Genomic DNA, 12216 nt, shown 5'->3' on the forward strand with positions numbered 1-12216 from the left:
ATGCCTCCTTCATGTGTTCTTGTTGCGCGCGGCGGCCACGTCCAGGACGGCCTGGACGATGGGCGTGTAGCCCGTGCACCGGCAAAGGTGCCCCGAGAGCATGTCGCGCACTTGTTGCTCGGTCGGCGCAGGCGCGCGCTCCAGGAAGTCCGCGCACGACATCAGGATCCCCGCCGTGCAGAAGCCGCATTGCAGCGCGTGGTGCCGCCGGAAGGCCTGCTGCAGGTCGCTCAGTTCGCCGTCGCGGGCCAACCCCTCCACCGTGTCGACCCTGCGGCCGTCCACCTGGACGGCCAGGGTCAGGCACGAGCGGCCGGCCACGCCGTCGATGCGCACGGTGCAGGCGCCGCATACTCCGTGCTCGCATCCCACGTGGGTGCCGGTCGCCCCCAGCTCGTGCCGCAGGAAATCGGACAACAGCGTGCGGCTTTCCGCCGCGCCCTCGCACGGCTTGCCATTCAGCGTGCAGCGGACGCGATGCGTCCTGCCGGCAGGCAGCGCTTGTCCGGCGGTCTTGCGTTCATCCTTCATTGCTTGCCCCTTGCGCCCGCGCCGCGGCAGTCGCGATTGCCCTGGCCGCCAGTTGCCGCACCAGCCGCCGGCGGTAGGCCGCGCTCGCGTGCGCATCGTCCTGAGCCCCCAGCGTCCACGCGAAATCATTGATGGCCGCTTCCAGCTCGTGCCGCGGCAGGCGTGGCCATTGCACGACGGCCGGCCGGTCGGCCACTCCGCCCACCCCCAGGCGTATGGCGTCCTGGCTGACCGCGGCCGCGCATGCGGCGATGGCGAAATCGCCGTGGCGCAGCGAAAATTCTTCGAATGCGTAGCCAGTCCCCGGAGCCCGCAGGGGATAGCGCACGCAGGCGATCAGTTCGTCGCCGGCGCGCGCCGTGGTAAGCATTCCCTGGAAGAAGTCCCGCGCGGACAGTGTCCTGCGGCCCCGCCTGGATGCCAGCACGACCTCGCCGTCCAGCAACGCCAGGCACAGCGGCAGCTCCGCGCTCGGGTCGGCATGCGCGACCGACCCGCAAACCGTGCCCCGGTTACGCACCTGGAAATGCGAGATATACGGAAACGCGCAAGCCAGCAGCGGCACCTCGTCGGCCAGTCCCGGTCGCCACTCCACGCTGGCCTGCGTGGCGGCAGCCCCCACTTCCAGCTTGCCGCCCACCACCTTCGCGTAGTCCAGCGGCTCGCAGCGCGAGACGTCCAGCAGCACCGACGGCTGCGCGAGACGCATGTTCAGCACCGTGATGAGCGACTGTCCGCCCGCCAGCACGCGGGCCTCCTCGCCATGGCGCGCCAGCAGGTCGCAGGCCTGCGCCTCGTCCTCCAGCCGCACGTAATCGAAAGCCGCCGGCTTCATGCCGCCCCCCTCCATCCCAGCAGCGCCAGCACCTTGCGCCACCAGCTTCGCGATGCGGCGGCCGGCGGTTGTCCGCTGGCCTGCCGGCCCAGTTGTTCGAACAATTGCGCGAGGACGATCTTGGCCGCCCCTTCCAGCATGCGGCTGCCCACCGCGGCGACCTTGCCGCTGACCTCGGCGCTGTAGTCGTAGCGCAGGCGCGTGCCGCCCTCGTGGGGCTCGAGCAGCACCTTCCCGCTGCCGCGCGCGCTGCCCAGCGACGAGCTCCCGGAACCGGCCAGCCGCAAGGAACGCGGCGGATCGAGCTCCGACAGGGCGATCTCGGCCGCATAGCGGGCCTTGATCATGCCCACGCCCACCGTCACGTCGGCGCGATACCGGTTCTCCCCTATCGCTTCCAACGAATGGCAGCCCGGCACCACCTTTGCAAGGGCTTCCGGATCCAGCAGCACGCCGAAGACCACTTCGGGCGCGGCCGCGATCTGCACGCTGCCCGCGGCGGACAAGGCCTTGCCCGAGCCGCTGCCCTGCGGCGCGACGCCCGCGGGCGGCGCGGATGCCACGTGCGGGCTTCCGCTGGGCGGCGGGTCGTCGAACCCGATCAGTTCCATGACCTTCAACGGGGTCAGGGGCAGGCGCACGTCGCACGCCCCACGGATCGGCGCCAGCGCGTCCGCGACGGCGTTGGCCACGCATACCGGCGTGCTCATGTTGTTGCCCTCGCCCAGTCCCTTGGCCCCCAGGGGCGTAAACGGCGACGGGGTTTCCAGATGCACGATGACCGGGTCCGGCACCTCGCAGGAGGTCGGAACGAGATAGTCGGCGAACGTGCCGGACTGGAAGCTGCCATCGTTCGCGTAGCGGAACTCCTCCATCAACGCGGCGCCCAGCCCCTGGGCGAAGGCCCCGCGGATCTGGCCGTCCGCCAGGGCGGGATTGAGCAGCTTGCCGGCGTCATGCGTGGTGACATAGCGGTCGATGCGCACGCGCCCCGTATCGCGGTCGATCTCGACCGCGCAGATGTCGAAGGCGAAGCCGTAGGCCGCGGAAGTGTTGACGCGATCCTGCTCGTCCGGGGCGGTCAATGGCTCCGGCGTCCAGAACTCGGTCACGCGCAAGCCCGGCGATTCCCCTTCCGGAAGTTGTCCCGGGGCCCAATGCGCGCTGCTCGCCGCGCGGCCGAACGACAGCATCTTCCCCGGCACGTCCGGCAATCCCACCTTGCCGCCGGCGAACACCACGTCGGCCGGATCGCAGGCCAGCTGGTGGGCCACGATGCGCGCCACCTTGTCGCGCAGCCGGGTCGCCGCCAGGTGCACCGTTCCGGCCACCGCGCCCGCGAAGCGGCTGGAGTAGTTGCCCGCTGCCACCGACCACGCATCCTTCTGCGTATCGAAGTCCACGTTCACCGTCACCTGTTCCGGCGCCAGGCCGAACACGTCCGCGACAACCTGCGCGCACACGGTCATGTGCCCCTGCCCCGCCGGGGAGGACGCGACGACCACCGACACGCCGCCCAGGGGATCGATGCCGACGGTGGCGCTGGCGATGGCGCCGTTCTTGGGGCCGGCCTTGGCGCGCTGCTCCGCCGTCAGGACCGTGCTGATGTAGCCCATGTTGGAAATGGACGGCTCCACAATCGCGGAAAAACCGATGCCGTACAGCCGGCCCTCGGCCCTGGCCGCGTCGCGCCGCCGCAGCAGTTCGTCCAGCCCGCCTTCGCGGGCGGCCATTTCCACGGCCAGCGGATAATTGCCGGAATCCAGCAAGGCGCCGGCGGCGGCCCGGTAAGGAAACGCCTCGGGCTGCACGAAATTGCGCCGGTACACCGCCAGCGGATCGAGGCCCAGCTCCTGCGCGATGCGCTGCACCAGGCGCTCCAGGGCGAAGTACACCTGGGGGCCGCCGAAACCGCGCACCAGGCCGGCCGGCGTGCGATTGGTCAGCACCACGCGGTTTCGTACCTTCAGGTGAGGAATTGCGTAGGCCCCCGTCAGGCAGCCGTGCATGCGATAGAACGTCGCGGGTTCGGGGGCGCGCAGATAGCCGCCCACGTCGTCGAACTGGTCGTACGACAGCGCGCTGATCCGGCCCTCGCCATCCACCGCCGCTTCGATCGTGCACATGCGGGACGTGGCGGAGGTCGCCGCCACCAGGTGCTCCAGGCGGTCCTCCACCCACTTCACCGGCGCGCCCGCCTTGCGCGAGGCCAGGCACATGAGCACGACGTAGGGAAAGACGCTCTGCTTCACGCCGAAGCTTCCGCCCGAGTCCCTGGGCAGTTTGTGGCGCAGGCGCGTGCCGGGAATCTTCAGGGCCAGCGCCATCACGGAATGCAGCGAGAACGGCCCCATGAAGTTGGAACTGACCTCGTACCCGTCCTCGCCGGGCAGATGCTCGGCGATCACCACCGCTCCCTCGATGGGCGTGCAGGAATTGCGCGGATAGTGGACGGTCAGCCGGACGCGGTGCTCGGCCGCCTCGAAGGCGGCGTCCGGCTCGCCGTAGCTGAAGCTGCGATCGCTGACGACATTGCTGCCCACCGCGGGATGCAGCACCGGCGCCCCCTCGGCGATGGCCGCCTCGATCTCCACGGCAACGGGCAACGCCTCGTAATCGACCCGGATCAGCTCCAGCGCATCCTCGGCCACGTAGCGGTCCTCGGCCACCACCACGGCCACGGGCTCGCCCACGTAGCGCACGCGGTCCTGCGCCAGCGACCAATGCTCCATGGGAGACTTCACACCCACGACGAAAGGCTGGGACCAGCGCTTCACGTCCGCGCCCGTCAGTACCGCCCGGACGCCCGGGAACGCTTCCGCGGCACTCGCATCGATGCCTAGCAACATCGCGTGAGCGTGGGGCGATCTGAGGATGGCGGCATGCAGCGTGCCGGGCTTGACCGGCAGGTCGTCGCCATAGGCGCCGCGCCCCGAAAGCAGCGCCGCATCCTCGACACGCTCCAGCCGGCGCCCTACGAACGGCGCCCGGGCCGCGGACAGAACGCTCGCCTCGCTCATCGCCCCCCTCCTGCTGGAGCGCAAGCGCCGTGCCTTGCGGGCATCACACGCAAGCATCGCATTTGTCTTCCTCCTGTTCCCGGCATGCCGCCTGAGGCGGTCTGCGCGAGGCGTTCAAGCCTCAAAAAAGAATGGGGAGAAAGATAAGCGGCGTGCTGCCCGCAGCCGTTACCGCTGCATCGGGCGACTTACCGTAGAGTCTGATTTTTCAGTTTCTTGACGGAAAAACGGCGCAAAGGACTGCCTGTCAGCGCCTGTCCTGGCCGGCATCGAACAGGTCCACCACCCGGCGATATTCCGTAGGCGTGGTTCCCAGGTGCTCGCGGAAGAAACGGGTGAAATGCCCCGGGGCGGAGAAACCCACGTCGTACGCGACGTCGGCGATGGGTGTATCGCCCGCGGTCAGCGCGGCGATGGCCGCCTCCATGCGCAGCACGTTGGCATACACGCGGGGGGTCAGCTTGGTCGTCTTCCGGAAAAGCTCGAAGAAATGCGCCCGCGACAGGCCGCACTCCGATGCGAGCACGTCCATGTCCAGCGGCTGCGCAAGGTTTTCCTTCATGCGGGTGATGGCCTTGCGGATCCGCACGTCGCCGTGATGCTGCCGCAGGCTGCCCATCAGCGACTGATAGCTGCGCCACTCGGAATGATGCTCGATGGTGGCGATCATGAGCTCGAAAAGACGCTCCTCCAGCTGGCTCGCGGGCAGTTCCGTCATCAGCAGCATGTCGCGGGCGAGCGCATCCGCCAGTTTGCGTGCCGCGGGAGAAAGCGCGACGCAGGGTTGCTGGAAAAAATGCGGATGCGCGCTGACCGTCAACGCCTGCTGGATGCCGGCCAGCCAACTGGGTTCGATATACAGCGCCAGGATGACCGTGCGTTTCACTTCCGCGCCGTTGTGCGTGTAGGAATGCGGCTCCCAGGCGTTGACCAGCACGGCGCTGTCGTCCGTGAGCGGCTGCGGCCGGCCGCGCACCGAAAAATACGTGTCCGCGCCGAACGCCTTGATCAGGACGTGGCAATGGTGATGCGCATGCGACACCAGGAGCATGTTCATGTCGAGCAAGGCGACGCGCCCGAACTTTCCCTGCAGGATCCTGATTGCAGCTGACATGGACGCCCCCCTACGCGCTTACGCGCGCCCCCCGGGGGGCGGCACTGGCGGACCGGCGGAGCCGGGTCCGCGGTGCCCTCGGTAAGGAGCGGGTGCGTCTTTTTATTCGAGACGGGGGGCACACTGCAGGATGGAAGACTGACATGGTGGGAATGCTCCACGTAATCCGTATGCGACGAAAGCGCGGGCGTGCTCTCCTCATGGTGCTTGAGAGGTGCCTCTGGCCAGAATGAAGGTTCAGGGGCGTCTAGCGACTCGTTTGATTTTAGTATGGGTCGGCTTCGGCGACGCGAACCGCCTGCCGGCGTCACGGCGGGCGGGCGCGGCTGTGCGATGGCCGGCCCCCCGAATGGCGGCTGCGCACTACGGATTGGCGGCTGCGCGAGAGCGCCGGTTCCGGGCGGGTGAGATGCTGGAACCGCTGCGAGCGACTGGTCGAAAGCGCTCGGGCTTTCCCTTCATCGTCTTTGGCAGGAACTCGGCAATGCTGGTTGATGACTCGCGCGCACCCTTCGTATTCCTTCGGCCGGAAGTGGAAACCGGCCTTTCCATCGAAGAGCAATTTCAACGGTTGCTCGACAAGGGCCAGCCGTTCGTGCTCATGACGGATCACTCGCCCGACGATCACCACGACGAGAGCGTCGAGGAACGCCGGGAAAAGGCCCTCTTCTTCAAGAAGGTCAAGGATCGCCTGCGCAGCCAGTGCCGCGGGATGATCGTCATCGAACGCGGCAAGCCCACTTCCGGGCCGGCACGCCTGATGGCGGCCACCGCCAGCAAGGTTTTCGGCTTCGCGGTCGCCTTCGCCTCCGACGAAAACGAGGCAATCCGCCAGGGCGAAGCACTGCTGGCCCGGGAGGAGTGACGAGTTCCCGGATTCGATCAAGCCCGGTTTGGTTCGCCGTGGCCGGTGGCAGCGGCCCCCGGGCGAAGACGCTCCCGGTACACCGCGGGCGTCTCGCCGAACGTCTTCCTGAAAAGATTGATGAATGCCGTGGCCGTCGAATATCCCAACTCGATGGCTATGCTCGTCACCGGCGTCCCCGCCGCCAACAGTTCCAGCGCCCGCATCAGGCGGGCGCGCTGTCGCCAGGCCGTGAAGTTGAATCCGGTCTCGGCGACGAAGCGGCGGCTGAGCGTCCGGGTGCTGACCGCGCCCCACTCCGCCCACTGCTCCAGGCTGCGCGCATCGGCCGGATCGTCGATCAGGGCGCGCGCAATGCGCTCCAGGCGGACCTCCTTGGGCAGCGGCAGGCCGAACGTCTCGACGGGAAGGTTCCTGATCTCATCCAGGATGACCGCCGCCACATGCCCGCGCGCCTCGTCGAGTGGTTCGATGGGCCAGCTGCTGGCCCGCAGGACTGCCTCGCGCAGCAGCCCCGACACGCGCAAGGTGCAAGGACGCCTGGGCAGGGTCCCGCACGCCGCTTCCGCGATGTAGGCGCTCCAGCCGTTGAAGGGGCCGTGGGAGCGGGCCGAATGGACGTGATGCGGCGGGAGCCAGACGGCATGAATGGCCGGGACGACCCACACCCCGCCCTCGACGCCGACCGACAACAACCCCTGCAGCGACCCGAAAAGCTGCCCGCGGGCGTGGCGATGCGGCCCCTGCGCAAACTCGGTGTCCTGGCAGCGGCCTGCGACGACGAACACGACGGGACCGTCAGAGGCATCGACCAGGCTTCTATCGATCGTCAGGGCGGCCATTGGCGTACACCATTCATCTCAGGTCATGAATATTCTATAGCGGCCACGCCGGCTACCAGCCTGCGTACCCAAGCCGCATGGCGCCCTCGCCGGTCTTGTTTCGTCGGCCAACAGGCAATATGATCTATATACGTTTCATATATTAGAGGGCCGCATGGGCATCGTGAACATTGACGACGATCTGCACGACCAGCTACGCAAGGCGAGCGCGGTAGCGTGCCGGTCCATCAACGCCCAGGCTGCCTTCTGGATCAAGATCGGCATGCTCTGCGAAATGAACCCGACGCTGACTTTCAATGAAATCGTCGCGCGGGAACTGCGGGCCGCCGGCGTCGAGGCTCAAGCCGCCAGGGCCGTTTCGACATGACCAAGCGGCCGGAAGAAATCGCGTTGTTGGCGGAATCCGGCAGACTGCTGGCGACGGTATTCGGCTACCTGGACCAGATGAACTTGATCGGCATGTCGACCATGCAGGTCAACGACATGGTCGACCGCTTCATCGTGCATGAACTGCGCGCGCGTCCGGCCAGCAAGGGGCAGTACGGCTATGCCTATGCATTGAACGCCTCCCGCAACCACGTGGTCTGCCACGGCGTTCCGTCCCCGGCGGATATTCTGCGGGACGGCGATATCGTGAATTTCGACATCACGCTGGAGAAAAACGGATTCATCGCCGACTCCAGCAAGACCTACCTCGTCGGCGCAGTCGCCCCATCGGCCAGGCGGCTCGTGCAGGTGGCCTATGAAGCCATGTGGAAAGGAATCAAGGCCGTTCGTCCCGGCGCCCGGCTGGGGGATGTGGGCCATGCCATCGAGCGCCATGCCCGGCGCCGAGGCTACTCTGTCGTCAGGGAATATTGCGGGCACGGCATTGGCCGTGAAATGCACGAACCTCCCGAGGTGCTGCACTGGGGCAAGCCGCACAGCGGGCTGCCGTTGCGGGAAGGCATGGTCTTCACCATCGAACCGATGATCAACCAAGGTCGCCCCGAGGTCAGGACCGAAGATGACGGCTGGACGGTCGTTACGAGGGACGGGACCCTGTCCGCCCAGTTCGAGCATACGGTGGCCGTGACACGGACCGGCGTGCGGGTCTTGACGCTGCGCCCGGAAGAAAGACCGGGCTGAACCAGACGGCTGGCGCCTGGCTGCGCTTCGCATCGCAGCCGCACGCCCGGACCGGCATATTGCTTATCATATGGCCCTTCCTTGCATCAATGACAAGAATTCATGGGCCAAGCCTTCCAGGAGCTATCGGCATTGCAGGTCATGCTGGTGGGCCTGCTTTTCTTCGGCGGCATCTATCTGGCGTTCGGCGCGCTGACCTGGCTGCTTACCCGCCACCTGCTGCCGGCGCTGGACCTGGGCCGCCCGCTGGATCCCCGCCCGTTGGCCCCTGGCCAGTTGCGCCGGGAACTGTTCCAGTCCGGCATGTCCATCCTCTTGTTCGGCACGGGAATGATCTTTCCCTGGGGCTTGCTGCAGCTCGGCTGGGCCAGGCTCGACCCGGCGGCCAGCGGTTGGAAGATCGCGCTGGAAATCCTGGCCCTCGTCGCCTGGAACGACGTGCACTTCTGGATCAATCATCGCCTGCTGCATACGAAGCTCCTGCGCCGCTTCCACCTCCCCCACCACCGCTCCATCGTCACCACGCCGTTCTCGACGTACAGCTTCCATCCGGTCGAGGCCCTGATGCTGGGCAACGTGATCCTGCTGCCCATGGTGGTGCACGACTTCAGCTTCTGGTCGCTGGCTTCGGTGCCTTTGTTCAGCCTGTTCTTCAACTGCGTCGGCCACGCCAATTACGATTTCTTTCCCGAGGTGTCCTACGCCCATTGGTTCGCCGCCAGCCGCCGGCATCATCTGCACCATGCCTGCTTCAACGGGAACTACGGGTTCCAGTTCACCTTCATGGCAGGCGCTGGACCGGACGCTGCAAGCCATCGCCGGACGCTACGGCGCCCGCACCGCCGACGTGGTCGCCATGCAGCTCGAATATCCCTGGAGAGCCTTTCGATGATCCCCACCATTACCGCGTTTGAACGCTCGCCCGACGGCGGCGCGGCATACACTGTCGGTCAATCCAGCCTTTCGCGGGTCTAACGACCCGCTCCATCGTGACCGACGCTCCCTTTACCTCCCTCCCCCTCCTGCCCGCCCTGCTGGACAACCTGCAAAGCCTGGGCTTCCACCAGATGACGCCCATCCAGGCGCAAGGCTTGCCGCTCATCCTGGAAGGCCGCGACCTGATCGCGCAGGCCAAGACCGGCAGCGGCAAGACCGCGGCCTTCGGCCTGGGTGTGCTGCAGAAACTGAACGTCGACCGCCTGGTTCCGCAGGCGCTGGTCGTCTGCCCCACCCGCGAACTGGCCGACCAGGTCGCCCAGGAGCTGCGCCGGCTGGCCCGCCGGATTCCCAACGTCAAGGTCCTGACCCTATGCGGCGGCGTAGCCGCCCGCCCCCAGGCCGAATCGCTGGCCCGCGGCGCCCACCTGGTCGTGGGCACGCCCGGCCGCATCCAGGACCACCTGGAACGCGGCAGCCTGGACCTGTCCGCCCTGAACACCCTGGTGCTGGACGAGGCCGACCGCATGGTCGACATGGGCTTCTACGACGACATCGTCGCCATCGCCTCGCACTGCCCGGCCAAGCGCCAGACCCTGCTGTTCTCGGCCACCTACCCCGACAACATCCGCAAGCTCAGCGCCCGCTTCCTGCGCAACCCGGCCGAAGTCAAGGTCGAGGCCCAGCACGACGCCAGCCGCATCGAACAGGTCTTCTACGAAATCGACGAAGGCGAACGGCTGGACGCCGTCGTCGCCTTGCTGGCGCACTTTCGCCCCGTCTCCACGCTGGCCTTTTGCAATACCAAGATCCGCAGCCAAGAACTGCTCGAACGCCTGCGGTCCGAGGGCATCAGCGCCCAGGCGCTGAACGGCGACCTGGAACAGCGCGATCGCGACGAGATCCTGATCCAGTTCGCCAACCAGAGCTGCGCCGTGCTGGTCGCCACCGACGTCGCCGCCCGCGGCCTGGACATCCAGGACCTGGGCGCCGTCATCAACGTGGACGTCACCAAGGACACCGAGGTCCACATCCACCGCATCGGCCGTAGCGGTCGCGGCGACCAGAAGGGGCTGGCGCTAAGCCTGTGCTCGCCCGAGGAAATGCGCTGGGCCAATCTGATCGAGCAATACCAGGGCTCGCCGTTGAAATGGGGCGATCTCAAATCGCTGCGCGCCAAGGCCGATCGCCCGCTGCGGGCGCGCATGATCACCTTGTGCATCCAGGGGGGAAAAAAGGACAAACTGCGGCCCGGGGACCTGCTGGGCGCACTGACCGGCGATGGCGGCCTGGCTTTCGAGCAGGTCGGGAAAATCAATATCACCGAATTCAGTTCTTATGTGGCGCTGGACCGGCAAATTGCCAAACAGGCATTTGCGCGGATTTCCAATGGCAATATCAAGGGGCGGCGGTTCCGGATGCGGTTTCTGGAGGAGTTCTGAACTCCCCCAGACCGCGTGGCCGGAAAGCGATCACATGGCTTGCGATGGCTTGGCGGCGCCATCCAGGAAGCCGATTACCTCTGCGATCCGGCCGTTCTCGTCCAGCCTGACCACGTCGGTTCCCCGGGCGATCGCTTCCTCGGCGCCATTGCGCAAGATCCAGCTGAACCGGACGAAAGGCCCATGCCCGTCCGGTTCGCCGTCCAGCGCGAAACGATGGCCAGGAAACCGGGACATGGCGCTCTCCATCATGGTCCGCAACGCCTCATGCCCCCTGCTCGACATGAGCGGATCGGTGTAAACCGCGTCCGCACGCCATGCGGACAAGGCGGCGGGCCTGTGGCTGGGCGCCCCGTTCCACGTTTCCAGATAGGCCTGCGCGACAATCTTCGGATCGGACATGATTTCATTCTCCTGGTGTTGACCGGAAGCATGATGGACGGCACAAAAAGACCGGTCGATTACCTCCGAGGTAATCTCTCGCCAACAGGCCAATATGATGCAGCCCGATCACAGGAGTCATGCGTGAGCAGCGAAACAGTCGGCGACCTGACCCGCGCCTGGCGCAAACGCCGGGGCAAAAGCCAGCTCGACCTCGCCCTGGATGCCGACGTGTCCGCGCGCCACCTGAGCTTCGTCGAAAGCGGTCGAGCCAGCGCCAGCCGCGAACTTCTCCTGCGGCTTGGAGAACGGCTTTCCATGCCGCTGCGCGACCGCAATCGCCTGCTGGTCGCCGGCGGCTACGCGCCGGTTTTCAACGCGCGCACGCTGGACGATCCGGACATGGAACCCGCGTTGACGGCGATTTCGGCCGTGCTCGACGCCAGCGCCCCCTACCCCGCCCTGGTGGTCGATCCCTCCTGGAATCTCGTCCGCGCGAACCGGCCCGCGCAGAAACTGCTCGAGGGCCTGCCGACCCGTCTGACCACGCCGCCGGTCAATGTACTGCGCGCGACGCTGGACCCCGAAGGCCTTGCGCCGCGCATCGCCAATCTGCCCGAATGGCGGCACCACCTGCTTGCCCGCCTGCGCGCCGATTTCAACGCCAGCGGCAACGCCGGGCTCCTGACGCTGCACGATGAACTCGCCGCGATTCCCGTGGCCGCCGGCAAGACGTCCCCGGCGCAAACGGCGCGTATCGCCGTCCCCCTGATGCTGAGCATCCCCGGCGGCCCCGTGTTGTCGCTGATTTCCACCACGACGGTATTCGGCACCGCCCACGACGTCACCCTTGCGGAATTGACCCTGGAAAGTTTTTTTCCCGCCGACGCCCAAACCAGGGATTTCTTTCTGGCCCATGGGTAAACAAAGGAAAAAGCCGGCTTCGGGCCGTCATTTACCCCCCTTTTTCGTGATTGCTTGAAACCTCAACTCTTCTAGGGCGTGTTCACACTAAATGAATTTGCTCGTATACTTCGGGTATGGAAATCACCGAAGCCCAATATCAGCAGATCGAGCACTGTTTGCCGCGACAGCGCGGCAACGTCAGCCTGACGAATCTGC

At 66.5% G+C, this 12216-nt stretch carries 11 protein-coding genes and 1 pseudogene; 6 read left to right on the forward strand and 6 right to left on the reverse strand.

The annotated features are described in order from the left end of the window. Positions 1-9: 9 nt before the first annotated feature. From CDO44_RS04280 to CDO44_RS04295, 4 genes are all read right to left on the reverse strand, one after another. Positions 10-531: a (2Fe-2S)-binding protein gene (locus CDO44_RS04280; RefSeq protein WP_087779209.1), complete on the reverse strand. Its 522-nt coding sequence runs from the start codon at positions 529-531 to the stop codon at positions 10-12. Then, on the reverse strand, positions 521-1366 hold the full coding sequence (locus tag CDO44_RS04285) for a xanthine dehydrogenase family protein subunit M (RefSeq protein ID WP_087779222.1): 846 nt from the start codon (positions 1364-1366) through the stop codon (positions 521-523). The genes CDO44_RS04280 and CDO44_RS04285 overlap by 11 nt, the downstream gene beginning before the upstream one ends. Continuing rightward, positions 1363-4386 (reverse strand): molybdopterin cofactor-binding domain-containing protein, encoded by a 3024-nt coding sequence (locus tag CDO44_RS04290; protein WP_087779210.1) that lies wholly within the window; start codon positions 4384-4386, stop codon positions 1363-1365. Before CDO44_RS04290 ends, CDO44_RS04285 begins: the two co-directional genes overlap by 4 nt. A gap of 247 nt (positions 4387-4633) precedes the next feature. Further along, on the reverse strand, positions 4634-5500 hold the full coding sequence (locus tag CDO44_RS04295) for an AraC family transcriptional regulator (RefSeq protein WP_087779211.1): 867 nt from the start codon (positions 5498-5500) through the stop codon (positions 4634-4636). Positions 5501-5909: 409 nt separating this feature from the next. Here CDO44_RS04295 and CDO44_RS04300 point away from each other — a divergent pair, with 409 nt between their 5' ends. Further along, entirely contained in the window at positions 5910-6365 is a 456-nt protein-coding gene (locus tag CDO44_RS04300; protein ID WP_198951297.1) for a hypothetical protein, read from the forward strand. A 17-nt stretch (positions 6366-6382) separates the two neighbouring features. On the opposite strand, the gene CDO44_RS04305 is transcribed toward CDO44_RS04300, so the two are convergent. Beyond that, on the reverse strand, positions 6383-7207 hold the full coding sequence (locus tag CDO44_RS04305) for a helix-turn-helix domain-containing protein (RefSeq protein WP_087779213.1): 825 nt from the start codon (positions 7205-7207) through the stop codon (positions 6383-6385). A 154-nt stretch (positions 7208-7361) separates the two neighbouring features. Here CDO44_RS04305 and CDO44_RS04310 point away from each other — a divergent pair, with 154 nt between their 5' ends. The 4 genes and pseudogenes from CDO44_RS04310 to dbpA all read left to right on the forward strand — a co-directional run bounded on the left by CDO44_RS04310 (position 7362) and on the right by dbpA (position 10713). Further along, positions 7362-7574 carry a ParD-like family protein gene (locus CDO44_RS04310; RefSeq protein WP_087779214.1) on the forward strand — a complete coding sequence of 71 codons (213 nt, stop codon included), beginning with the start codon at positions 7362-7364 and terminating at the stop codon, positions 7572-7574. After that, the gene (gene map, locus CDO44_RS04315) at positions 7571-8335 is read left to right on the forward strand and encodes a type I methionyl aminopeptidase (RefSeq protein ID WP_087779215.1); all 765 of its coding nucleotides are present in this window, start codon (positions 7571-7573) and stop codon (positions 8333-8335) included. The genes CDO44_RS04310 and map overlap by 4 nt, the downstream gene beginning before the upstream one ends. A gap of 102 nt (positions 8336-8437) precedes the next feature. Beyond that, positions 8438-9121 (forward strand): annotated as a pseudogene (locus tag CDO44_RS04320) (sterol desaturase family protein); the annotation flags it as partial. Between the two features lie 203 nt (positions 9122-9324). Beyond that, entirely contained in the window at positions 9325-10713 is a 1389-nt protein-coding gene (dbpA, locus tag CDO44_RS04325) for an ATP-dependent RNA helicase DbpA (protein ID WP_087779216.1), read from the forward strand. A gap of 30 nt (positions 10714-10743) precedes the next feature. On the opposite strand, the gene CDO44_RS04330 is transcribed toward dbpA, so the two are convergent. After that, positions 10744-11115 (reverse strand): nuclear transport factor 2 family protein, encoded by a 372-nt coding sequence (locus CDO44_RS04330; RefSeq protein ID WP_087779217.1) that lies wholly within the window; start codon positions 11113-11115, stop codon positions 10744-10746. 123 nt (positions 11116-11238) lie between these two features. Between CDO44_RS04330 and CDO44_RS04335 the strand changes: the two genes are divergently transcribed. Then, complete coding sequence (locus CDO44_RS04335; protein ID WP_087779218.1) at positions 11239-12018, forward strand: helix-turn-helix domain-containing protein; 780 nt, start codon at positions 11239-11241, stop codon at positions 12016-12018. Positions 12019-12216 lie beyond the last annotated feature (198 nt).

It is taken from the genome of Pigmentiphaga sp. NML080357, assembly GCF_002188465.1.
GTDB lineage: Bacteria > Pseudomonadota > Gammaproteobacteria > Burkholderiales > Burkholderiaceae_B > Pigmentiphaga.